This window comes from Candidatus Nanosynbacter lyticus, from assembly GCF_030253515.1.
Classification (GTDB): Bacteria; Patescibacteriota; Saccharimonadia; order Saccharimonadales; family Saccharimonadaceae; genus Nanosynbacter; species Nanosynbacter lyticus_A.
Window position 1 is genome coordinate 582152 of sequence record NZ_CP124549.1, and the last position, 24100, is coordinate 606251.

Sequence of the window (24100 nt, forward strand, 5' to 3'; positions counted from 1 at the left end):
TTTGGCTCATCATGGGGTCAATCCTGATGAGGGAGCTTGGTATTTTTACTTATGCAGCATCATAGGAGATCGCGACACTCGTGACAATTTCCTGTATAGCTCTGTGGACGCTTGAGAAATTCCCTGACGTCTGCGCAAGCCTAAATAAATGACAGGTCATCTTTTACGTGTCGGACAACTGCTTCGACATCTAGTCCATGCTTTTGCCATAATTCAACTACCGAGCCGCTTTCGCCGAACTGGTCGCGGACGCCGATACGCTTTATTTTGACTGGCAATTTTTCACTAAGCACTTCCGCCACCGTGCTACCAAATCCGCCGGCAATTTGCCCTTCTTCTGCCGTCACCACACGGCCGCATTTTTGGGCGGCGGCGATGACCGCTGCTTCGTCCAGCGGCTTAATAGTGTTAAAATGCACGACTTCTGCCTGAACGCCGGCGTACGCCAATTGTTCTGCCGCCATGAGGAGTTGATACGTCATCGTGCCAGTACCTAGTAACGCTACATCTTTACCCTGCCGCAGTACGGACGCTCGGCCAATGGCCACCTCACCATCCAAAAACAGCGGCATGTCAGCTCGCGGCAATCGCACATAATTTGGCCGCGGATCAGCCGCCATCGCCGCTGCCATCATTTCGGCCTCGTAGGCATCACCTGGTGCCAAGGCCACCATGTTTGGCAGACTCCGCATCAGCGCGATGTCCTCCAGCATTTGGTGCGTCGCGCCGTCCGCACCGACATTCAGCCCGGCATGTGAACCGACCAGCTTGACCGGCTGGTTATTCAGGCAAATCGTCGTCCGAATTTGTTCCCAATTACGCCCCGGACTGAACGCCGCGTAGCTAGCCGCAAACGGGATATTACCCATGGCTGCTAGCCCCGACGCTACTGTCACCAGATTTTGCTCTGCCACACCAACCTCAATGAACCGCGGCGCACCGATTCGCTCAGCAAATTCGCCAAAGCCAACACTTTCTGCCAAGTCAGCGCTTAGCGCCACAACTTGACTATTGTTCATTGCTGTGTGAACTAACCCATGGCCAAAACTAAGCCGCATCGACGCGGTATTTCCCGCGCGCCAATCATCCCGCAACATGCTCATACGCCCATCCCTTCTTCCGGCTGTTTCTTAGCCAGTAAACCCAATTGTGTCAGCGCCGCAGCGGCTTGCTCAGCATTCGGCGCCTTGCCGTGCCACCGATAATCACCCTCCATAAAATCAACGCTGCGCCCGGGTATCGTATGCGCGATGATAATACTCGGCTGCTCGCGTACTGCCTGCGCCGATTCAACCGCCGCGATAATTTGCGCCATATCATGCCCGTCAATTTCCTGCACCTGCCAGCCGAAACCGCGCCATTTCTCACCCAAATCATTCAGCGGCATGACTTTTTCTGTATCGCCGCCAATTTGAATAGTATTACGATCAACAATACTGATTAGCCGGCCTAATTTATACTTGGCTGCAAACATCGCCGCCTCCCAAATATTGCCTTCGTTAAGTTCACCGTCACCTAAACTACAATATACAAGGCGCTCCGAATTCTGCAAATACTGCAAATGATACGCCATACCGACAGCCTGGCTGAGACCGCAGCCTAGCGGCCCGCTGGTCGTCTCTAGCCCTGGTAATTTTACCCGCTCCGGATGCCCTTGTAGCCGCGAGCCAAACTGCCGCAAACTCATTAACTCTGATTCCGATAAAAATCCGCGCATCGCCATCGCTGCGTATAGCAGCGGCGCATAATGGCCGTTACTCATGACGAACAGATCGCGATCAGGCCAATCCGGCTCTTCTGGCCGCAATCTAAGCATCCGAAAATACAGCACCGCCATCACATCAGCAAACCCCAGCGGTCCCGCCACATGACCGCTGCCGGCAGCTGCTACTTGACGAATAACCAACTGTCGTAGTTCTCGCGCCTTCTCTTCCAGCCGGCCAATCGTAAGTTCGCTCATAGCAAACTACCCGAGCACACCCGTCTTGCTAATTTCCTGCTGGAGTTTAGCGAACATTGCTGGTGGATCAGTTGCTTTTTGGATTGTCCCGCCAACGTTCAGGACGTTCACGCCGCCCTGAACAAGGCTATAAGCATTGTCAACCATCACACCACCATCCCAACCAATTTCAACATTCGGATTAATCATCTTGACGAGCCGAATTTTTTCCAGCTGCATCAGGCTGGCTGTTCCGCCAAACTTACCTAGCTCACCGCTGAAAATCAGGACATGCTCTGCCTCTTTGATAAGCTCTTCGACGGTTTGCGGCACTGTTGGCCTCAGTAGTGCTAGCCCAGCCATAATACCCGAGCGCTTAATTTCTTTGAGCGCCCCCAACACGTCGCCTTCGGCCTCGGCATGAATAATAATCAAGTGCGGCCTCAGCGTGATCAACTTCGGCACATACTCATCCAGTTTGTTCACCATGGCATGAATATCAATCGTCCAACCTTCTGGTGCCCATAACTCTGGAATACCAACCGTAACGGTTGGCGCAAATTCACCATCAGTCAAATCGATATGCACCCGCTCAGCAAAGCCAGTAATTCTATCAACTTGCTCTTTGTATTGCTGGGCATTTTCTGCCAAAATTGCCGGGGCGATAACACTACTCATACGATTTCATCCAGTTGCGCATTGCGCCGATTATACCGCGGAGCATCCGCGTATGCAGTATTGAGCCACGTTTCAACAATACCCTTCCAGGCAGCTTCGTCGTCCTCGAGGACCCTAGCCGGCAGACACAGTACATTCGAATTATTGTCACGCCGCGTCATCCTCGCTTCATGTGCATCCCAAATAACACTGGCGCGGATCCCCTTAAAACGATTCGCCGCCATACACATACCCTGACCGCCGCCGCAAATTAAAATTGCCCGTGGCTCATCCTCGCCATCACCAATCACTCGCAGCGCTGCCGCTGCCGCAAACTGCGGAAAGTCGTCATCGGGATTGAGCTCACGACCACCAACATCCTCGACTACGTAGCCATTCTTCGCCAAATACGCAAATACTTTTTCTTTCAATGCAAACCCGCGATGATCTGAACCAAGATAAATCTTCATGGGTTTAGTATAAGCGGTTTGGGCGATATTTGCAACCAATCAAGTCCTTGGAAGCTCAACTCATCACGTCGAGCCGCAGCCGGCCAACACCTTGCCCATCGCCTCTTTTTCTGCATTTGTTACCCACAGACGATATTTACGCTTGATGGCTACCTGCCGTTCAATGTACTGGCAGCGAAACGGTTTATTGGGAGGTAGCCAGGTCGCGGCATCACCATCGCCTTTGGCTTGGTTGGCCGGACCATCAGCGGCCAACAGATTTAGCGGGTCGTTTGCCAATTTTTCTCGTTCCTCACGGGGTAATTGCTGTGCACCTTTCTGCCACGCATCACTTAACGCCACCACGTGATCAATTTGTACTTTCGACGAGGTCTCTGGCCCGCGCTGAAACTTGATCATCCGGCCGGTATACGGGTCACGTAGCGTCCCGGCCAACACGCGACATCTATCATCAATTTTTGTTTCCGTTAGATCCCGCGCCAAAATCACTTCGCGCACCGAACAGCCGCTCATTTTACCCCAACCATCACTAAATTGTTTGCGGCTATAGCCTGTTTTGGGTGCGCGACCTTTAACCTCTAGTTTAGCTAACTCCGCCTGGGCGTTTGAGTCACCAAACAATTGCTGCTGCATAGACGGCGAAGTCGGTGTAACCCGCGGCTGCTGCAGTTGCACCGCCCACACTACTGCACCCACCGCCGCCATGACAAGCAGTACCATTATCTGCCGCTGTCTAATTTTCCTCGTCACCATATCTATATTATAATGAAAGTATGAAAACAGTTCCACGCTTACTCGACACCTTTATACCACATCATTACGCATTAACCCTCGACCTAACACGCGCCGAAGAAAAAGCGTTTTCTGGCACAGTGATTATTTCTGGCGAGTCAACTGGCGAGTCAATTTCGCTGCATTCTAAAGAATTAACTATTCATTCAGTTACAATTGACAACCAGCCGGCTGAGTTTTCTCTTGGTGAACTTGATGAGCTGCGCCTGTTAAATCCAGAGTTTTCCAGCGGCCAACATGTCGTTCACATTGAGTTTTCCGGCACCATCACCGACGCTATGCACGGGCTGTATCCGTGTTATTTCACCCACAATGGCGTGAAAAAGCAACTGTTTGCCACCCAATTTGAATCGCACCACGCCCGCGAAGTTTTCCCGTGCGTTGACGAGCCAGCCGCCAAAGCCACCTATGATGTAACGCTCGTAACCACTCCAGGGCTAACCGTCCTTGGCAATATGCCCGTCACTGAATCATCTGAAAAGGACGGCGCGCTGACAACCACCTTTACCACTACGCCGCGTATGAGCAGTTACCTCCTGGCCTTTGTCGTCGGCGAGCTCCACAAGAAAACTGCCCGCACTAAATCTGGCGTCGAAGTCAATGTTTGGGCCACGCCAGCCCAGGGCGAGGACACGCTAGATTTCGCGCTGGACATCGCCACTCGCTCAATTGATTTTTATAATGAGTATTTCGGCGTGCCATACCCGCTGCCAAAGTCCGACCATGTGGCGCTGCCAGATTTCTCGTCGGGCGCCATGGAAAACTGGGGACTCATCACCTACCGCGAAAGTTGCCTGCTGGCTGACCCGAGATTAACGCCGGAATCATCCAAACGCTTTATCGCCACCGTCATCGCCCACGAACTCAGCCACCAATGGTTTGGTAATTTGGTGACTATGCAGTGGTGGAACGACCTGTGGCTAAACGAAAGCTTCGCCAACATGATGGAGTATGTGGCGGTCGACGCACTACACCCTGAGTGGCGGATGTGGGAGGATTTTGCGACGAGCGAGGTCACCGCGGCACTGCGGCGCGATAGCCTGGATGGTGTGCAGCCAGTACAGGCCGATGTTAATCACCCGGATGAGATCAGCACTTTGTTTGACCCAGCAATTGTCTATGCCAAGGGCGGGCGTCTGCTGGTGATGGTACGGCGGCTAATCGGCGAGGAGGCGTTTCGCGCAGGGCTGAAGTCATATTTTGAAAAATTTGCTTACCAAAACACTGTTGGTAATGATTTATGGCAGGAGCTAGAAACCGCCAGCGAACAGCCGATTGTTGACTTGATGAACACTTGGATTTCGCAGCCAGGTTTGCCGATTGTACAGGTCGAGCAAGATAGTTCTGATAGACAACCTACCGCCACCCTGCGCCAGGAACGCTTTTTCATCGGTGATCATCAGCCGTCCGACGTCCTGTGGCCGATTCCGCTGTTCGCCAATCAGCCGCTTGATGATATTCTGACCGAGCGCGAGAAAACATTTACGATAAACAGCGACGTTCGACTGAACTGCGGACTGAACGGACATTTCGTAACGCATTACGACTCAGTAATGCGAGACCGATTGATCGAAAAGGCGGCAGAATTACCGACATTAGATAAAATTTGCTTACTGCAAGACATGACGCTGCTAACACGGGCTGGACGAGAAAGTTCGGCGGCGCTGCTACCGCTGGCACGCGTTTTTCAGCACGAGACCAATGAGAAGGTTTTTAGTATGGCGGCCGGTGCGCTGGCGGAATTACGGAAATTTGTTGACGATAACGAAGCAGGACGTGCTCGGCTAAAGCAGATTTCTGCTGAATTTGCCCACGATACCTTCATGGAACTTGGCTGGGATGAACGGAGCGGCGAGTCTGATGATGATCGCGAGCGGCGCACGGCAGCGCTGGGTTTGATGTTATATGGTGAGGATTCAGTAGCGCTCACGGAGGTCAAACGACGCTTTGACGAAACCGACCCAGATGATTTACCAGCTGAGATTCGCCCGCTGATCATCAACGCCAATGTCAGACAGTTTGAGACGCCAGAAATGATTGACAAGCTTTTTACGATATATCAGAATACGCCGTCAGCCGACCTGCAGGTTGATATCGCACTAAGCTTGACCTCGACGAAGAATCCAGCAACTACCGAGCAAATTTTAACAGCGATCAAGGATACTACTATCATACGTCCACAAGATGCCAGCCGCTGGTTTATTTATCTGATCCGTACGCGGGAAAACCGGCAAATTGCTTGGAATTGGCTGAAAGAAAATTGGTCGTGGGTGAAAGATACCTTTGGCGGCGATAAAAGCTACGATACTTTTATCCGCTACGCCGCCAGCGCTCTGTTGACCCGCGATGAGTTAAACGATTTCACCGAATTTACCACGCCGCTGCGCGCCGAACCAGCCCTGACCCGCACCATTGATCTGGGCATCCGCGAAATCGCTGGCAGAGTAGCACTGATTGAGCGGGATCAGGCCGCGGTTATTGATGCGCTTAATAAGTAATGTGAGTTATACGCTTTTACTATTGACTTATGTAATATCAAGTGGTATAATCACGGATAAACATTTAGTCACACTGAGTGGAGTTGGCACGTGTTTGAGGTAATAAATTAACTCAATTTAAGGAGATTCTATGGGAAATCACAACACTATTGGTAGCCAGGGAGACCGGAGAGATACACTACACCAAATAGCTGACACCGCGCGTAGGCTGGGGCAAAAGGCCGTGGCTTGGGCTTTAATGGCTGGCACAGCCGCATTTGGAGTCGTAGGCTGCTCAGGGGAGAAAACTACCGAACACAAGACTGTCTCCGTGGCTTGCGGCCACGATTCGTTAGCAGTACCGCAGATTGAGAGTGCTGAAACTTACGAATATAATATAACTAGAGAGCCAAGGCTCGGAGTAGTTACTGTTGGTTGCCCCGGCGGCGGCAATGTCATAGTTACTGGTATAAATGAACCAAGCAGTAATCCTACGCCAAGGGGTGAGCTATTTCCACATACTCTTGAGATAACCGCCCTTTGCTCACGAGGCGACACAGGCTTCAAAACACGCGTTATCGACACGCCAGCCGGTAACAATATATTTGAAGCCACCATAGAAGACTGTTCTATCGAAAGTGCAGTAATCAACCGAGACCCTAACTAACGACACATCGCCAAATTTATACCCTACACCACTAGGCATTCGGTGTTGTAATCCCTGTCAACAGCTATAGCTAACATCCGCATATCACGCCCCTCGTGTTGCGGATGTTTTATCATAAATAGCTCAGCTGCAAAGCGCATTTGTCGCTGTTTTTTGTTGGTAATCGCCGCCAAGCCATCACCATATCTGGAATTCTTGCGATATTTGACTTCGGTGAAATACAGCACATCGTCTTTTATGCTGACGATGTCGATCTCGCAGTACCGCGTCCGCCAGTTACGGGCAATAATCTCATGTCCGTCCGCCGCCAGCCAATCCGCAGCGGTTTGCTCGCCCTTATCTCCAATTTGGCGAGTTGTTGCTAATTTTTCTGCCTCTGGAGTAGCATTTAGTGCGTCGACTTGGGTAACATCCTCAGTACCTACAAAATCGACTGGAGTGATATCCTCGGAAAAAATTTGGGCAACTTTACGTGGGTCCCGAATTATTTTCTGAGGATATCCGACAGGCGACTCATTCGGTAGAGCACTTGACTTTTTCTGGTGCAGATTCTGTGACTTCATGCTACCCACATACTTTTGTAGCGGCGCAAAGCTCAACCGATGCAGCGGTGTCACACCCAGCCGCTCAATCGCCACGCGGTGCTTGGCCACGCCATAGCCAGCATTTGACGCAAAGCCGTACCCCGGATAGACCACGTCTTGCTCAGCCATAAACTGGTCACGCGCTACTTTGGCGATAATCGACGCCGCCGACACGCCGGGGATCAAACCATCGGCCTTGGCTATCACCGTCACGTATCGCTCCAGTGCCGTATCCGCCAAAAAATTAACCGTCCCGTCAATGATAATTTCATCAAACGCCACATTATTCGCTTTACACTGCGACTGAATTTGCTTCACCGCCCGCCGCGTCGCCAGCCGTAATGCCTGGCTCATGCCAACGTCGTCCAATTCACTGGCACTCACCCAGCCTAGCGCCCAGGCAGCCGCCTGCTCACGAATTACCTCGTCCAGCGTCTCGCGGCGTTTTTTAGTCAACTTTTTACTATCATCCAAACCCTCAATCTCGGCACTGCCCAAAATCACCGCACCGACCACCAGCGGCCCCGCCCATGGCCCGCGTCCAACTTCATCAATGCCGAGAATCATGCGCGTGCTGGCCCTTTTTTGCCGCTAATCTTACGACCACCCAACCAAGCCACACCGCCGCCGTGCCCAATGTGTTCGCCAAGATATCCCAATTGGTATCGTCCAGCGTGATACGCGCCAGCCCTACCTTAACCATCAATAATTCCGCCAGTTCATTGATACAGCCCAGCGCCGACACCAACGCAAACACCGAGAACGCCATCACCAACCAGTGCGCCCGCCAGCGTGTCGCCAGCACCAAATATACCCACACTAGTCCCGTAAACAACCCGCCGCCCACGAAATGCGTCGTAAAACTGGTGTCTCGCCCCTCAATGAGCGGCGACGGCAAATACCACGAGATGAAGAACAACACACAGGCAAGGTATAACAACCAGCGATACTTCTTTTCGTCGATGAAGCCATGGCGGCGCAACACGTACGGCACCGCAAATGCCAAAGTCACCGGAACAAACACAGAGATATAGTGAAAGATCGACATATTGGCATTATACCATGAGAAAACCGCCCCCCCCAGAGAGAGCGGCCTATGTGTCTCAAAACTAATTACGCTTCTTTGTGGCGAGCTGCGACCTCGGCAGCCTTGGCGTCAAGTTCTGCCTGAGCAGCGTCTTTTTCGGCTTGCTTGGCAGCGGCAGCCTGTGCGGCCTCCTCTTTCAAGCGTTCAGCTTCTGCTTCAGCCTTGGCGTCGTGCACGTTGTTGACAGCTACGCGGTCAAAGTTTTTGGCAGTCAAGCGAGCTGATTTACCAGAACGCTTACGTAGGAAGCTGAGGAACTTGCGGCGAACCTTAGCGCGGCGGACAATTTCCACTTTCTCGATCAGCGGGCTGTGCAGCAAGAATGATTTTTCCACGCCAACGCCTGAGGCAATTTTACGAACGGTGATGCGTGAGGTGTGTGACTGTTTGTTGTCGGTGCGAATAACCACACCTTCAAACATCTGGATACGCTCTTTGTTGCCTTCCTTAATTTTCTGGTACACACGCACGGTGTCACCACTGCGGACATCAACAACTGCTTGCTTTTTCTGTGCTTGATTGACTTTGTTGATTAGTTCAAAACTCATACTGTTTTCCTCTGTTTCGGGATCTTAACAGCTGGCCATATAGTTGTATCCCTATAGCTCCACACTGAAAGACTCGATATTTAATGTCACCGATACAATTAGTTATCAATTCTAGCACAATTACCCAAAGATAGCAACTCCTGAAAACTTCACCAAACTGCGCTATAATTGACCGCATGGATTACAATACACTAGCACTTGAATTACACAAGAAATATAAGGGTAAAATTACTACCAGCTTGCGCGACCAGGAGAAACTGGACCGTGACAAATTAAGCGCCTATTACAGCCCGGGCGTGGGTGCGGTCAGTCAGGCAATTGCCGAAAACCCAGCGGATTTACCAAAGTACACCTGGACGAATAATCTAGTCGGCGTGATTTCTGACGGCTCAGCGATTTTAGGCTTGGGCGATTTGGGACCGAAAGCCGCCATGCCGGTGATGGAAGGCAAGGCGCTGCTGTTCAAGCATTTCGCTAATGTCGACGCTGTGCCGGTTGTACTGGACGTTCACCAACCAGAAGAAATTATTGCCACGATCAAGGCAATCGCACCGAGCTTTGGGGCGATTAACCTAGAAGACATCGCCGCACCAAAATGTTTTGAGATTGAAGAGCGCCTGAAAGCTGAACTGGACATCCCCGTGTTTCATGACGACCAACATGGTACAGCGATAGTGGTATTGGCGGGGCTGATCAATGCCGCGAAATTGACGAGACGAAATTTGGCAGACTGTAAATTTGTAGTCATTGGCGCGGGCGCAGCCGGTACGGCCATCATCAAATTATTGCACTTATACGGCGCGAGGAACATCATGGCAGTAGATAGCCGCGGCATTGTTGGTGCGTCTCGCACTGATTTGAATGCGGAAAAAACTGCACTGTTAGAATACGTCGACGCTTCACAAACCGGCTCAATTGACGACGCCATCACCGATGCTGACGTGTTTATTGGTGTGTCGCGCGCTGGGCTACTCACACCTGAATTGGTACAGAAAATGGCCGAGGATCCAATCATCTTTGCCCTGGCAAACCCGGTACCAGAAATCATGCCAGACGTCGCCCGAGAGGCGGGCGTAGCAGTCATCGCTACTGGCCGCAGCGATTTTCCAAACCAAATTAATAATTCCTTGGCCTTCCCAGGCATCTTCCGCGGGGCGCTCGATCACGGCGTGCAAAAAATTACCGACCAACACAAACTGGCTGCTGCTGAAGCCTTGGCTGGGCTGGTTGAAAACCCAACGGCCGATGAAGTCATTCCTTCGCCGTTTGACGAGCGAGTGCCGTCAACCGTCGCTCGTGTTATCACATAACCCTATTCGCATATGCTAACAATCATAATGGAAACCGTCGGAGTGATGGCCTTAGCGTGGCTTTTTGATGTCCACTAGATAACTCGATTAACTTCCTCAAGTGTCGTCTCGCCGCGCAAAGCCGCCAGCACGCCCGCCTGCAATAATGTCACCATACCATGTTTCTTGGCTGCAGCCTCAATTGCTTCAGTGTGAACGTCGGCGATATCACCTCGCAGGAATTTCTGAATTTCTTCGGTTACTACCAGCTGCTCCATCACCGGGATACGCCCCTTATAGCCAAACGGCACCTCGTCGGTCGCCACGGGTCGCCACAGCTTGAACGTATCAAGATCAGGACAATCAACATGTGGTGGCAGATCCTGCATAACCTCTTTTACCCAATTGCGCGTCGCCTCATCTGGCTCATATTCTTCCTTGCTCTCATCATGCAGGCGCCGCACCAGCCGCTGAGCGATCAATAGGCGCACCGCTGAACTAAAGATTGGATTCTGCCCGATCATATCAATAATTCGACTAAATGCCGCTGACGTCGAGTTAGCATGAAAGCTTGACAGCACCAGATGTCCGGTAATCGACGCCTGAATTGCCGTCTTGGCAGTTTCCTGATCACGAATCTCGCCAACCATCACCACGTCCGGGTCGAGGCGCAGCACACTGCGCAGCCCATCATCAAACCGCTGGCCAGCCGTCGTATCAATCGGGATCTGCGTAATGCCGGGAATGGTATTTTCTACTGGGTCTTCCAGTGTAATCACTTTACGATCCGGTGTATTGAGCGCATTGAGAATGCTGTACAAAGTCGTTGACTTACCCGAGCCAGTTGGCCCAACTAACAGCACCAGACCACGCGGATGGGAAATGATCTCATCAATTTGCGCCCGCTCAGCCGCACCGATACTGAGCAAGTCTAGGTTCAACATCGAGGTGTCAAAATTAAATAAGCGCAGCACTACGTCTTGACCATACATGGTTGGCACTGCTTCGACACGGAGGTTAAGGAGGTGTGATATACCGTCACGATGGATTTCTTGCTGCATGTGCCCCGACTGCGGCTCATTGGACGCCGTCGAAATATTTGCTCGCGAAGCCAGCGCCGCCATGATAACTCGATACCGATCACGGCCCAGCTCCGCCACCGAGTGCAGTGCACCATCAACGCGCATCCGCACCCGAATGGTGTCGCGCTGATTCTCAATATGAATATCCGACGCATTCAGCCGATCCGCCTGATCGATCAAATAGTTAAACACGTCGTTTGTACCGACGGTCGCCAATGTCTGGCTGACCTGCTGGAGTGTGTCACTATCGCCCTCTTTGGCGATTTCGATATTATCATAAATCACTTTTTTCGGCGGATCAAATCGCAGCATTAACGACCGAAAGCCCGAGGCCGATATCAGGAAGAACTTAGCAATAATACCCTGCTCGCGGTAGTTATTAGTCATCGTCGCTACTAATGATTGTGGTGTCTGTGACGTAATGCCAAATCGATATGACTGCTCGTCAGGGTTTATCGCCAGTGGCACAACGTGTCCGTTATACATCTCTTCAATCGTCAAAATATCACGAATCAGCGGAATTGTTTGCTCAAACTCGCGAGCATCCAGATATTGTAGGCCTAAAATCGCCGCTCGTTTCCGGGTTGCGTCTTCATCTTGATCGCGACGTTGTTGTTGAATTCGATCTTCATCCATCAATTTTATTATAGCAAAAAGCTTATCCTTGGGCGAGTGCTATAATGATATCATGCCAGAAATTACCCTCCTCCTGCACAACATTCGCTCGACGTACAATGTCGGTGCAATTATGAGAACAGCCGAAGGCTTTGGCGTCAGGCAAATTATCTTTAGCGGCTATACACCGTACCCCGATTTACGATTAGCCGATCCCCGGTCTATCGATCCAAGGCTGCCGCACATTACCGAAAGGTTGACCGCCCAGATTCACAAGACTGCGCTAGGCGCAGAAACAATGCTGCCCTTTAGCTACGTAGTTGATATTCACCAGTGGTTGGCGGAGAATGCCAGCAGGGAACGCTTACCTGTGATTGCCCTAGAGCAGTCAGCGTCGAGCACAGAGCTCAATACGTTCCGGCCACCAACCCGCTTTGCCCTACTCCTCGGCGAGGAGGTCTATGGCATTGAGCCGGACATTCTAGCGCGGTGCGATCACATTGTCGAAATCCCCATGCAGGGTGCTAAAGAGTCATTTAATGTCTCAGTTGCGGCCGGTATCGCACTCTACGGCCTCTGTTTTTCGCTAAATATAACCCCGGGCTAGATCATAATCCCTACGGGCGTAAATGATGTCACAATTGCCATTAAAATCAGCGTCACGTACCAAATCTTGCGATTAAATTGATATTTCTCAACCGACACCACTAAAAGCAGCCCGACAATCAGTCCAACCGGCAACGCCTGGATTACTACCACGCCCAGCTCAATCGGCTGCTTCAGCCGCAGCCACAATGCCGCCAGCACGACACATACCACCAGCTTTACGAAAAAAGTGCTGTCATTTTCATACAGCCGCTCCCGTCCTTTGCGGTTGGTGATGCTACTTGCCTTTGAGCGATTACGAGCGTACGTTCGTGATTTTTGTTTTGCCATAAGCTTTTTTATCATATCATACCATGCATACCATAGCAAAGCAGCCCCGCATGAAAGCGAGGCTGCCCTAAGTTTAGGTTACGAGAAATAAATTACCACATATTCGTCAGGTGGACCGACTTAAATCCATTCCAGCCGTGACCGACTTCTGCTGAACCACTACTAAACGGCCAATTCATGTTGCCGCTATTCGTATATTGCAGCAACCGTCCGTCTTTCGTCCGGCCGACGATATCCGCCAGGCCATCAGTATTCATATCACCGAGCATAATGGTATCAAACCCGTTCCAGCCATGACCGATTTGACGACCGCTCTCAAACATTGCCGTCTTGTTGTTCCGCCCACGATTGAGATATGCCCACATCGTACCGTCCTGCCGTACTGCGACGATATCATCATAACCATCACCGTTCAAATCACCGGCAACGATCGATCGAGCATTATTCCAACCGTGACCGATTTGACGGGCTTCATCTGACACGAAATCATACACTCCTTCAAGCTTCTTGTAGCGTAGATAAACTTTGCCTGCCATCAGGTTACCGTTGTTATCAACATAAACATGTGAGGCCGGGCTGTCTTTACCGTGCAGCTTGGCGAACACTGCATCACCCTGATAGTCGATATCGCTGGCGACTGGCTTGTCAGCAAATGGTGTCGTCGTGGAGCCATTATTGCGGAACACTTGGGCCTTTTGATTCTTTGAATAGGCAACGATATCCGGACGACCATCACCATCCATGTCAGCAAATGTAATGTTTGTGTATTTATTAAAGCCCTGCCCGATCTTTGTCGAACCGCCACTAAATGGCCAACCCGGGATAGCATTGTTCTGATACAGCCACAACGAGCCATCTTTGCTCAAGCCAACTGCGTCACTGAAGACAACACCCTCGGTAGCATTCGCAACTGGTGCGCCACTCAGCACCAAGCCAAACACCGTCGCCGACAGCCCAAGCGCCGTTACCGTTTTCTTTAGTATTCCCATACGTCCCTCCACCGTCATAGACGGTATTTATTTAGTACACTCCTACCGTACTACGTTTTCTACATAAAAGCAATCCCGCTTGTGATTATCAAGCGGGATCGTGGTAAATTCTACTGTAGGATTAGGCCAATTACATCCGAATCTCAGCGTCAACACCAGCCGGTAAGCTCAGATTCTGTAGGCTATCAATCGTTTTTGGTGTGGCATTGGTAATGTCAATAAGGCGCTTATGGGTGCGCATCTCGTAACTCTCGCCGCCCATTTTGTAGACGTGCGGGCTCTTTACCACCGTGTAGGTGCTGCGACGAGTCGGCAGCGGCACAGGGCCAGCTACGCTCGCGCCGGTGCGAATTGCCGTATCGATAATTTGTTTTGCTGACTGGTCGATGACTTTATGGTCGTACGCTTTCAGGCGAATACGAATCTTAATACCAGTGTCTTGAGCCATAGCTCCTCCTTTATGTGCGACTCCGTAACCTCTGCTCACGTCCGCGCCTCGCGGATGGCCGAGTTCTCGGAGTAAATTAATACTGTTTGGCGATTATATCACAATACCTGAAGTATGGCTAGTCAAGAACTACCGGATTTGCTGCCACCCACTGACGCCACTGCGCGACATCTTCAATCGGTGGCCGATAACCCATAGCTTCACCTAACTGGCTCGCCGCCAAAATACAGGCTGCAATATAATCGGCATTAGCTTCGTGGTCAGACCGGACATATTCTTGGTATTGTTCACTAGTATAGTCCACTGGTAGAGGTACGATGGTATTATCTATCTCACCAAAAACCTGCATTACCTTTTTGTCAAGCTGGATTACGTGCCCTAACTCATGACAAAACGCTATCAACCCGACGATTTGACGACCTATTTCTGCATCCTCAAGTCGCTCACGTGGCACACCCAATCGAGACGACATCCGTGCTATAAGATTCGGACTAGACAGCGTCTCCCTCGTGCCGATGACAATCATTGGAATTTTCTCACCATCCCATACTTCACCCTCACCACCTCTGAAGTCACCACTGTTCTCATCAATAACAATTTGCATCTCCTCTAGTGTCCGAGCCGGAAACAAATTCAAGGCGGTCTCGTAAATATCACCTGCTAGCGGATTGATATACTCACCAAGTGTTTCGACTCTTAATTTTTGCGCTTTTTTGTGCGACAACTCTTCCATAGTAATCTATACTGTAACATATAATATTTATTCCGTCAAGCATTACTCTAAACTACGAATTGCCTCCGTTACCACCTCGGCCGAATGACGTAGCGCCGCCTGCTCGCGCTCATTAAGCGGATACCCTGTCAAGATTTTTACACCATCTGCACAAATCGTTGACGGTAGGCCAAGCACTACATCGTGCAGTCCATACTCGCCCTCAACCAGTGAGCAAACTGGATATACTGAACGCGACGATGAGCGTAGTGCCGAGACAATCTTGGAAATAACGAAACCAATTGCATAATACGTCGACCGCTTGGTCTCGATCACCCGGTATGCCCGCTGACGAATTTTCTCCTCAATACCGTCGACCATCGCTGGCTTAAATCCCGGATAATCAGCAAGCGGTACCTCACCGACTTGCGCTGATTCAATTGTCGCAAATGATGAATCACCATGCTCCCCTAAAATATAGGCGTCAACCTCTCGACTATGTACATCTAGCTGATCCGCGATATACGACTTAAGCCGCGACGTATCGAGCGTCGTTCCGGTACCAAACACCCGACTCTTTGGCAAGCCCGATTCCTTCAGCGCCACATACGTTAATGCATCGACCGGATTCGACACTACAATGATATATGGATGAGCACCACTTTTCATAATATTCCTAATAGTCCCACACATAATCTCAGCGTTCACGCCAAGCAACTCCAATCGTGTCTGCCCCGGCTGCTGCGGCGCACCAGCGGTGATAACCACGATATCATCAGTCTTGATATCGTCATAACTGCCTGGCCGCACCACAACACACCGATCAATTCCCATTGCGTCATTGATATCAGCCGCCTGCCCCCACGCCAAGTCAGGGTTGCGGTCGATCAACACAATTTCCTCAACTACACTCCGCAGTGCACAGGCGTACGCCGCCGTCGCACCGACCATGCCACCCGCACCGACGATCACCAACTTCTGTTTATTCATGTTTGTCTCCTAATTTTTATTGCGATAACTTCTCTACTGTAACGCTATCTTGTTGTTTTGTCAAGATACTCATAGTAATATATCATTAAAAATCCCCCGGAAACCGGGGGATTTTTGGGTTGCAGTGTAAAGACTATTTGTTAATCTTTGTCACCACACCAGCACCAACGGTACGGCCACCTTCGCGGATGGCAAAGTTCAAACCTTGCTCCATAGCGATTGGGGCGAGCAACTTAACCTTGAAGGTTACGGTGTCGCCTGGCATGACCATTTCTTTGTCAGCTGGCAGCTCAACTTCACCCGTCACGTCAGTGGTGCGGAAGTAGAACTGTGGCTTGTAACCCTTGGAGAATGGAGTGTGGCGACCGCCTTCTTCCTTCTTCAGGATGTACACCTCAGCTTCAAACTCGGTGTGTGGTGTAATCGTACCTGGCTTAGCCAAAACCTGACCGCGCTCAATATCGCTGCGCTCAATACCGCGTAGCAAAACGCCGGCATTGTCACCTGCTTGACCCTGATCCAGAGACTTCTTAAACGCCTCAATACCAGTGACTACTGATTTCTGAGTTGGGCGGATACCAACGATTTCAACCTCGTCGTTCAGCTTAACAACACCCTGCTCGATACGACCAGTTGCCACAGTACCGCGACCCTTGATCGAGAAGACGTCCTCAATTGGCATAATGAATGGCTTGTCCATGTCGCGTGGTGGCTCTGGGATATAGCTATCCATAGCATCAACCAGCTCCATGATGGCGTCTTCGTACTTCTCATCGCCCTCCAATGCCTTAAGAGCCGAACCCTTGATAATTGGAGCATTCTCGTCAAAGCCGTTCTTGGCAAGCAGCTCACGAACTTCTTCTTCGATCAGCTCGACCATATCTGCGTCAGCCATGTCCATCTTGTTGAGGAAGACAACGATCTTTGGCACGCCAACCTGCTTTGCCAGCAGCACGTGCTCGCGGGTTTGCGGCATCGGACCGTCGGTTGCAGCAATCACGAGGATCGCGCCATCAACCTGGGCAGCACCGGTGATCATGTTCTTGACGTAGTCAGCGTGGCCTGGCATATCAACGTGCGCGTAGTGACGGTTCGGTGACTCGTATTCTTGGTGTGAGCTGGCGATAGTAATACCACGCTGGCGCTCTTCTGGTGCGTTATCGATCTGGTCGTACGCAATTGGTTTGTTGACTGCGCTTGGAAGGCGCTTTGCGAGCACTGCCGTAATTGCGGCGGTCAGTGTCGTCTTACCGTGGTCAACGTGGCCCATTGTACCCACGTTAACGTGCGGCTTGCTTCGGTCAAATGCATCTGCCATTTGTAGAAGTTCTCCTTTTTTAATAATATTTTCACGCGATAAGCCCCCGAAAAAGGCTCCACGGCGTATGGGCTAATTATAACTGGTTTGCAAACTGTTGTAAATAGGGTTTATACTATGAGCATGAGTATCTTTTCTAAGAAAGCAACACCTGAAGCAACCCGCACTAGTGTATATCCAAAACGATTATCATATGACGAGCGTCGGGAACTAAATGCCGAATATGATCGTCGCCGTCAAACCAACTTACCAAAGCTACCTTCGTTGGGCATTGCTCTTATCCTGACAATGACCCTCTCTATAGCTTGGGTGCTTATCAAGCTCACTACCTTATTCATCAAAACGAGCGGACAGTCTGCTATTTTTCTGTTATTCTTTCTCTTTATCCTCATCGCAATCTGCTACGGTGTCACATTTTTCTATGTTAAGCGTATTCTCGATAGGCTGAGCGTTAGCGGTACAAAGTTTGTTATTATTTACCTCGCGCTCGTTGGTGTCATACTCGGGTGCTGCCACCAACTTGGTATCGCTCCTTTTCATGCACTTCTGTCATTACCGGTTTCAGTTTTGTTAATCGCTGCTAGTGGACACTACATTGCGACGAGTATACTTGCTAAATGCTGCATCCATTTTGAGTGGTAATAGTAGTTATTGTATTATATACAACACTTTCTTACAGTAGTAAATTGTTGTAATTATTACTTTCTGTTGGTTATTTTTCTAAGATGTCTTATACTGAGAAGCGTGTATCAGTTAATACTAAAGGAGAAATAATCTATGTGTGGAATTGTTGGCTATATCGGTGAACGCGAGGCGCAGAATATCCTCGTTGCTGAGCTTAAGCGGCTTGAGTACCGCGGCTATGACAGTGCCGGAATTGTCACCCTATCGGACTCCGCCACACCAACCCTGCTGCGCACCAAAGGCAAGGTGGCGGCACTGGAAGAGCTCGTCGGACAACATAAGACGAGCGATACGGTCGGCATCGGACACACCCGCTGGGCAACACATGGTGAACCAAGTAAGCGCAACGCCCATCCACACCACGTTGGTGAGATTTATCTGGTACATAACGGCATCATTGAGAACTACCAAGACCTTAAAACGATGCTTTCCGGTCATGAGTACGAGTTTAAGAGCGATACCGATAGCGAGGTATTGGCGGCCTTGATTGACTATCTGCGGCGTGACTCACCGGATTTACTGACAGCAGTCACCGGCGCATTGAAGATGGTAGTTGGTGCGTATGGCATTGCGGTACTTGACACCACGAACCCCGAAGAAATTATCGTGGCTCGCCAAGGTAGCCCGTTGATCATTGGCGTCGGAGACGGCGAAACATATATCGCCAGTGACGCTTCAGCGCTGGTTGGCTACACCAATCAAGTGGTGTATTTGCATGATGGTGAAATTGGTCGCTGTACTCGTAGCGGGCTAGAGTTACAGACAATCGAATCGCAAAAGCTTGACGTCAAGATCGAGATGCTCGACATGGATATGCAGGCGATTCAGAAGCAGGGCTTTGACCATTTCCTCGCCAAAGAAATTTACGAACAGCCAACCAGCCTTGCAGCGACACTAGCCGGCCGCGTCCTACCCGACCAAAAATATGCGCGCCTGGGCGGTCTCAACATGAGCGATGATGAACTGCGCCACGTCAAGCACATCATCATCGTTGGCTGCGGCACTGCCTACTTTGCTGGTGTGCAGGCCAGCTACTTTATCGAGCAGCTAACTGATGACGTAACCATCAGTGTCGAGATCGCCAGTGAGCTGCGCTACCGCGCATTCAACGTGCCCGAACACTCGGTCGCTATGATCGTTAGCCAGAGTGGTGAGACGGCTGATACCCTTGCCTGCCTGAATGAATTGAAGCGACGTGGTGTTAAATGCCTCGGCGTCGTCAACGCCGTCGGCAGTACGATCGCCCGAGCAGTTGATGGCGGCGTGTACTTGCACGTCGGTGCCGAGATTAGCGTCGCCAGTACCAAGGCCTTTACCTCACAGGTTGCTGCTCTGACGATCTTTGGTATTATGCTCGCCAATGCCAAGGGTACCAACCCACAATTTATTGATGAATTTGTGCAAGAATTAGCGATACTACCAAGTGAGATCCAAAAAGTCCTTGATAAACAAGGTGCCGAGATACCTTCCATCGCTAGGGCGTATGCTGATTACAATCACGCACTCTACATCGGCCGCGATACGCTGTATCCGATTGCCATGGAGGGCGCGCTGAAGCTCAAAGAGGTAAGCTACATCCATGCCGAAGCGTATGCCGCCGGTGAGCTGAAACACGGTCCGATCGCCCTGATTGATGACCATTTCTTTGAAGTCTGCTATATCCAAGACAATTGGTTATACGAAAAATCCCAGAGCAACTTGATCGAGATGAATACTCGCGGTGCTCACGCCATTGTCATCACCGACACGACGAAAAAGGTGCCGGGCGAAACGGTGATCCGCATCTCGACAAAGCTATCGCACCTCACGCCACTTCTGTTCAATGTCGTGTCGCAACTCCTAGCCTATCACGTGGCCGTCAAGCGCGGTCATGACGTCGATCAGCCACGCAATCTGGCCAAGAGCGTGACGGTCGAATAATGCTCTCGCATTAGCGGCGATAGTACGTCGCCAAAAACTCTTCACGAAACTCGTAAAATGTCCCATCCTCTAGGCTGGCGCGGATATCATCAACCAGTTTAACGATAAATCGCTCGTTATGGATTGATAATAGCGTGCCAGCCAGAGATTCGCGGGCGTGTAGCAGATGACAGAGATAGGCGGCGGTGTAGTGGCGGCAAGTATAGCAGTCGCAATCTTCCATAATTGGCTCAAACAGTTCGCGGTATTTTCTCCCGCGGACATTAGCCCGGCCAAATGGCGTATAGGCGGCACCGTTTCTGGCCACGCGCGTTGGGCTGACACAGTCAAAGGTGTCGATTCCCTGCTCAATTGCCGCAAAGATGTCGTCCGGCTCAGAAATGCCGAGTAAATGCCGCGGCTTGTTCTCGGGCAAGATTTGATTGACCCACTGAATCGTCTGGGCCATAGTTTCCTTTTCCAGCGCACCGCCGATACCATAGCCGTCAAAATCCATCGCACCTAAAAACGCAGCCGTTTGCTTGCGTAAATCTTCATAATTCGCACCCTGCAGCACGCCAAACAATGCTTGATATGGCTTGTCGGGACGAGATTCACGCAGACGTTTCACCTCAGCTAAACTGCGCTCCGCCCAGGCATGCGTTCGCGCCAAGGCTTCCACTTGATATTCATACGGATCAATCAGCGAGGTCAGTTCGTCAAAGGCGAAAGTAATATCCGCACCAATGCCCGCCTGAATCTGCATAGATAATTCCGGCGTAAATTTATGGTACGAGCCGTCGAGGTGCGATTTGAACATTACGCCGTTTTCGTCCACCCAAGCGTGGCGCGACGATTTTTTAGCGATGGCAATTTCCTCATCGACATCAGTACTCATCGCCAGTACTTTCTTAAAGCCCGAGCCCAGACTCAACACCTGAAAGCCGCCACTATCAGTGAATGTCGGCCCATCCCAGTGCATAAACTTGCCCAAATAGCCAGCCTTCTCGATAAGTTTATGACCCGGCTGCAAATATAGATGATAGGCATTTGCCAGCACTGCCTGCGCGCTGACATCCGCCACCATTTCTGGCACCATCGCCTTGACATTAGCCTTAGTTCCAACCACGATAAACGCCGGTGTTGTGATATCCCCGTGCGGCGTGTGAATAATGCCAGTGCGCGCCAGCGTGTCGCCAAGCCTAGAGGTGATCTCAAAAGAAAACGGTTTCATTTGATAGATTATATCAGTTTTTTCCGCTACACTAGAAGCATGAGCAAGAAAACGCTGGTTGACCTTGATCCGTGGCTGGCGCCGCATGAACCTATCATCAAGTCACGTGGGGCTTATGTTTCATCGACGCTGCGGAGAGTGTTGGACGGCAAATCGCCGGCGGAGTTTGCGCTAGGGTTTCATCATTTTGGCCTGCACCAGACGGCGGCGGGCTGGACGTTTCGCGAATGGGCACCGAATGCTACGCGGCTGGTTTTGGTGGGCGATTTTTCTGATTGGCAGGAGCGCGAGGAGTTTGCCCTGCAGCCAGGTGTGCATGGCGAGTGGAGCGTTGATCTGCCAAAACATGCGCTACACCACGGTCAAAAATACAAGCTGCGCGTATATTGGCCGGGCGGCGACGGCTGGCGCTTACCATCATACGCCACCTACGTCGTCCAAGACAATGATTCGGTGGATTTTTCGGCCGTAGTGTGGCAGCCTGATGAGCCGTATCAGTGGCAGCATAATATTCCACCTGCGCCAAACGTACCGCTAATTTATGAGGCGCATGTCGGCATGAGCAGTGAGGAGGAAAAGGTCGCCAGTTTCAACGAGTTTACCACCGACGTCCTACCGCGCATCAAACAATCTGGCTATAATACCATCCAACTGATGGCCATCGCCGAACACCCGTACTACGGCAGTTTCGGCTATCACGTTAGCAACTTTTTCGCGGTCAGTTCGCGGTTTGGCACGCCCGATGATTTCAAGCGGTTAGTTGACGCGGCACACGGACTGGGGCTGCGCGTCATCATTGATATCGTTCATGCTCATGCTGCTAAAAATGAAGTCGAAGGCCTCGGTAATTTTGCGGGCAGCCCGACGCAATATTTCAAAGCTCACCACCATCCCGCCTGGGATTCGCGGCTGTTTGATTATGGCAAGCCGGAAGTACTGCACTTTCTCGCCAGCAATTGCCACTGGTGGCTGGATGAGTACCATGTTGACGGTTTCCGGTTTGATGGCGTGACCAGCATGTTATATCACGACCATGGCTTAGGCAAAAGTTTCACGAGCTATGATGATTATTTTGGCGACGACGTTGATAAGGATGCGCTGGTCTATCTCAAACTGGCCAATGACGTCATTCACGCCGTTCGCCCCGATACCATGACCATTGCTGAGGAAATGAGCGGGCTACCGGGCTTGGCGGCGCCGACAGAACACGGCGGCTTGGGCTTTGATTATCGATTAGCGATGGGTGCGCCCGATCTCTGGATCAAGACGTTGAAGGAAAAGCGCGACGAAGATTGGGACTTAGGTGAATTGGCTCACATGCTGAGTTCACACCGCCCAGAGGAAAAAGTCATCACCTACGCCGAGAGTCATGATCAAGCCTTGGTTGGCGACAAGACGCTAATTTTTCGGCTGATCGACAAAGAAATGTATTGGCACATGGACAAAGCCGACCCTGACCTGACGGTGGAGCGTGGCATAGCCCTACATAAACTAATTCGACTGCTGACAGCCGGACTGCACGGCGGCGGCTACCTCAACTTCATGGGTAATGAATTTGGGCATCCTGAGTGGATCGACTTTCCACGCCAGGGTAATCATTGGTCATTCAAGCATGCTCGCAGACAATGGAGTTTACGCGACAATGGTTTTCTCAAATACCAATGGCTGGGCGAATTTGACGCCAGCCTGATGAAGCTCATCAAAACCGTTGACGACTCGGGCATTCACTACCTCACCATTCGTCAACACGACCATGTGGTTAGTTTCATACGCGGCGATCTGCTGTTTATTATGAACTTTTCGCCCAGCCAGTCGTGGACGGATTATGGTATACCAGCGGCGGCTGGGTCATACAGTGTAATTTTGAACAGCGACGACAAGCAATTTGGCGGGCAGGGCCGGGTTAAGCCTAACGGCCGCTACTTTACGACGCCACATGATAGCGAGCATATTATACGTGTATACATACCGACACGAAGTGGCCTCGTGCTACAAAAAGATTGACCGCGAAGCTATGTTAGTATGAATACCCTACCATGATCTTGACTACTGTGCTAATTCTTTGACCATCTTAGACAGAATCGGAATGACGTTCATTTCGAACCATGGATTGCGCGCCCGCCAGCGGAAGTTAAGCGGTGATGGATGGACAAGTGGAAAATAATGAGGCAGATACTCCATATAATGCGCGACTGTTTCGGTCAGGTTGCGCTTCGCCTGTTTGTTGAGATAGTATTGCTGAGCATGAGCACCGACTAAAATCGTCAGCCTCACATCCGGCATCTGTGCTAGCAGCCGTGGATGCCACTTTTTGGCAAACTCCGGTCGCGGCGGTAAATCACCATGCGCAGCCTTACCTGGATAATAAAAATCCATTGGCATTAGAGCAAACAAACTAGGATCATAAAATTGTTCATCGGTAACCCCCAGCCACTGACGCAATGTGCGACCACTGGCATCATTCCATGGCGTGCGTGTTTCCTGCGCTATTCGTCCCGGCGCCTGACCAACCAGCACGATACGTGAGCAGGGCGAAGCGGTATAGACTGGCGGCCAACCACGAGCATGAAACGAAGCATTCATACTATCTTGATCGATTTCATCATACAGCAACGGCCTAGTCATTACGTTAGTATATCACAACCATTCTATACTGTTCATGCTACAGGCTATCCTTCATCAA

General features: G+C 50.9%; 24 protein-coding genes. 7 read left to right on the forward strand and 17 right to left on the reverse strand.

Features of this window, described 5'->3' with window-relative positions:
- Positions 1–140: 140 nt before the first annotated feature.
- The 5 genes from NLML1_RS03105 to NLML1_RS03125 all read right to left on the reverse strand — a co-directional run bounded on the left by NLML1_RS03105 (position 141) and on the right by NLML1_RS03125 (position 3819).
- The gene (locus NLML1_RS03105; protein ID WP_285441351.1) at positions 141–1103 is read right to left on the reverse strand and encodes a transketolase family protein; all 963 of its coding nucleotides are present in this window, start codon (positions 1101–1103) and stop codon (positions 141–143) included.
- Positions 1100–1960, reverse strand: a complete 861-nt coding sequence (locus NLML1_RS03110; RefSeq protein WP_285441352.1) for a transketolase — start codon at positions 1958–1960, stop codon at positions 1100–1102. Before NLML1_RS03110 ends, NLML1_RS03105 begins: the two co-directional genes overlap by 4 nt.
- A 6-nt stretch (positions 1961–1966) precedes the next feature.
- On the reverse strand, positions 1967–2617 hold the full coding sequence (locus NLML1_RS03115) for a ribulose-phosphate 3-epimerase (protein ID WP_285441353.1): 651 nt from the start codon (positions 2615–2617) through the stop codon (positions 1967–1969).
- Positions 2614–3066, reverse strand: a complete 453-nt coding sequence (locus NLML1_RS03120) for an RpiB/LacA/LacB family sugar-phosphate isomerase (protein WP_285441354.1) — start codon at positions 3064–3066, stop codon at positions 2614–2616. Before NLML1_RS03120 ends, NLML1_RS03115 begins: the two co-directional genes overlap by 4 nt.
- A 63-nt stretch (positions 3067–3129) precedes the next feature.
- Positions 3130–3819 (reverse strand): HNH endonuclease family protein, encoded by a 690-nt coding sequence (locus tag NLML1_RS03125; RefSeq protein ID WP_285441355.1) that lies wholly within the window; start codon positions 3817–3819, stop codon positions 3130–3132.
- A 20-nt stretch (positions 3820–3839) separates the two neighbouring features.
- Between NLML1_RS03125 and NLML1_RS03130 the strand changes: the two genes are divergently transcribed.
- Positions 3840–6356 (forward strand): M1 family metallopeptidase, encoded by a 2517-nt coding sequence (locus NLML1_RS03130; protein ID WP_285441356.1) that lies wholly within the window; start codon positions 3840–3842, stop codon positions 6354–6356.
- Positions 6357–6486: 130 nt separating this feature from the next.
- On the forward strand, positions 6487–7002 hold the full coding sequence (locus NLML1_RS03135) for a hypothetical protein (RefSeq protein WP_285441357.1): 516 nt from the start codon (positions 6487–6489) through the stop codon (positions 7000–7002).
- A 23-nt stretch (positions 7003–7025) separates the two neighbouring features.
- Here NLML1_RS03135 and NLML1_RS03140 read toward each other — a convergent pair whose 3' ends face one another.
- The 3 genes from NLML1_RS03140 to rplS all read right to left on the reverse strand — a co-directional run bounded on the left by NLML1_RS03140 (position 7026) and on the right by rplS (position 9221).
- Positions 7026–8153 (reverse strand): ribonuclease HII, encoded by a 1128-nt coding sequence (locus NLML1_RS03140; protein WP_285441358.1) that lies wholly within the window; start codon positions 8151–8153, stop codon positions 7026–7028.
- On the reverse strand, positions 8137–8634 hold the full coding sequence (locus NLML1_RS03145; RefSeq protein WP_285441359.1) for a hypothetical protein: 498 nt from the start codon (positions 8632–8634) through the stop codon (positions 8137–8139). Before NLML1_RS03145 ends, NLML1_RS03140 begins: the two co-directional genes overlap by 17 nt.
- 65 nt (positions 8635–8699) lie before the next feature.
- A complete protein-coding gene (gene rplS / locus NLML1_RS04450; RefSeq protein WP_162323537.1) occupies positions 8700–9221 on the reverse strand; it encodes a 50S ribosomal protein L19 in 522 nt (173 codons plus the stop codon).
- 176 nt (positions 9222–9397) lie between these two features.
- Here rplS and NLML1_RS03155 point away from each other — a divergent pair, with 176 nt between their 5' ends.
- Positions 9398–10531 (forward strand): NAD(P)-dependent malic enzyme, encoded by a 1134-nt coding sequence (locus NLML1_RS03155; protein WP_285441360.1) that lies wholly within the window; start codon positions 9398–9400, stop codon positions 10529–10531.
- A gap of 74 nt (positions 10532–10605) precedes the next feature.
- Here the strand turns inward: NLML1_RS03155 and NLML1_RS03160 are convergent, their stop codons facing one another.
- Positions 10606–12228 (reverse strand): GspE/PulE family protein, encoded by a 1623-nt coding sequence (locus tag NLML1_RS03160; protein WP_285441361.1) that lies wholly within the window; start codon positions 12226–12228, stop codon positions 10606–10608.
- Between the two features lie 52 nt (positions 12229–12280).
- Between NLML1_RS03160 and NLML1_RS03165 the strand changes: the two genes are divergently transcribed.
- Entirely contained in the window at positions 12281–12814 is a 534-nt protein-coding gene (locus NLML1_RS03165) for a TrmH family RNA methyltransferase (RefSeq protein ID WP_285441362.1), read from the forward strand.
- On the opposite strand, the gene NLML1_RS03170 is transcribed toward NLML1_RS03165, so the two are convergent.
- From NLML1_RS03170 to tuf, 6 genes are all read right to left on the reverse strand, one after another.
- Positions 12811–13143, reverse strand: a complete 333-nt coding sequence (locus tag NLML1_RS03170) for a hypothetical protein (RefSeq protein WP_162420841.1) — start codon at positions 13141–13143, stop codon at positions 12811–12813. The two genes, NLML1_RS03165 and NLML1_RS03170, sit on opposite strands and share 4 nt — an antisense overlap.
- Positions 13144–13235: 92 nt before the next feature.
- Positions 13236–14132: an FG-GAP repeat domain-containing protein gene (locus NLML1_RS03175; RefSeq protein ID WP_285441363.1), complete on the reverse strand. Its 897-nt coding sequence runs from the start codon at positions 14130–14132 to the stop codon at positions 13236–13238.
- Positions 14133–14262: 130 nt separating this feature from the next.
- A complete protein-coding gene (rpsJ, locus tag NLML1_RS03180; RefSeq protein ID WP_138077373.1) occupies positions 14263–14580 on the reverse strand; it encodes a 30S ribosomal protein S10 in 318 nt (105 codons plus the stop codon).
- A gap of 118 nt (positions 14581–14698) precedes the next feature.
- Positions 14699–15313: a hypothetical protein gene (locus NLML1_RS03185; protein WP_285441364.1), complete on the reverse strand. Its 615-nt coding sequence runs from the start codon at positions 15311–15313 to the stop codon at positions 14699–14701.
- 42 nt (positions 15314–15355) lie between these two features.
- A complete protein-coding gene (locus NLML1_RS03190) occupies positions 15356–16282 on the reverse strand; it encodes an L-lactate dehydrogenase (protein WP_285441365.1) in 927 nt (308 codons plus the stop codon).
- A 133-nt stretch (positions 16283–16415) separates the two neighbouring features.
- Positions 16416–17600 carry an elongation factor Tu gene (gene tuf, locus NLML1_RS03195; RefSeq protein WP_162323545.1) on the reverse strand — a complete coding sequence of 395 codons (1185 nt, stop codon included), beginning with the start codon at positions 17598–17600 and terminating at the stop codon, positions 16416–16418.
- Between the two features lie 123 nt (positions 17601–17723).
- Between tuf and NLML1_RS03200 the strand changes: the two genes are divergently transcribed.
- Positions 17724–18242 (forward strand): hypothetical protein, encoded by a 519-nt coding sequence (locus NLML1_RS03200; RefSeq protein ID WP_285441366.1) that lies wholly within the window; start codon positions 17724–17726, stop codon positions 18240–18242.
- Between the two features lie 135 nt (positions 18243–18377).
- On the forward strand, positions 18378–20204 hold the full coding sequence (glmS, locus tag NLML1_RS03205; protein ID WP_285441367.1) for a glutamine--fructose-6-phosphate transaminase (isomerizing): 1827 nt from the start codon (positions 18378–18380) through the stop codon (positions 20202–20204).
- Between the two features lie 10 nt (positions 20205–20214).
- Here glmS and tgt read toward each other — a convergent pair whose 3' ends face one another.
- The gene (gene tgt / locus NLML1_RS03210; protein ID WP_285441368.1) at positions 20215–21417 is read right to left on the reverse strand and encodes a tRNA guanosine(34) transglycosylase Tgt; all 1203 of its coding nucleotides are present in this window, start codon (positions 21415–21417) and stop codon (positions 20215–20217) included.
- A 39-nt stretch (positions 21418–21456) separates the two neighbouring features.
- Between tgt and NLML1_RS03215 the strand changes: the two genes are divergently transcribed.
- On the forward strand, positions 21457–23421 hold the full coding sequence (locus NLML1_RS03215) for an alpha amylase C-terminal domain-containing protein (RefSeq protein WP_285441369.1): 1965 nt from the start codon (positions 21457–21459) through the stop codon (positions 23419–23421).
- A gap of 42 nt (positions 23422–23463) precedes the next feature.
- Here the strand turns inward: NLML1_RS03215 and NLML1_RS03220 are convergent, their stop codons facing one another.
- Positions 23464–24042 (reverse strand): uracil-DNA glycosylase family protein, encoded by a 579-nt coding sequence (locus NLML1_RS03220; RefSeq protein WP_162323550.1) that lies wholly within the window; start codon positions 24040–24042, stop codon positions 23464–23466.
- Positions 24043–24100 lie beyond the last annotated feature (58 nt).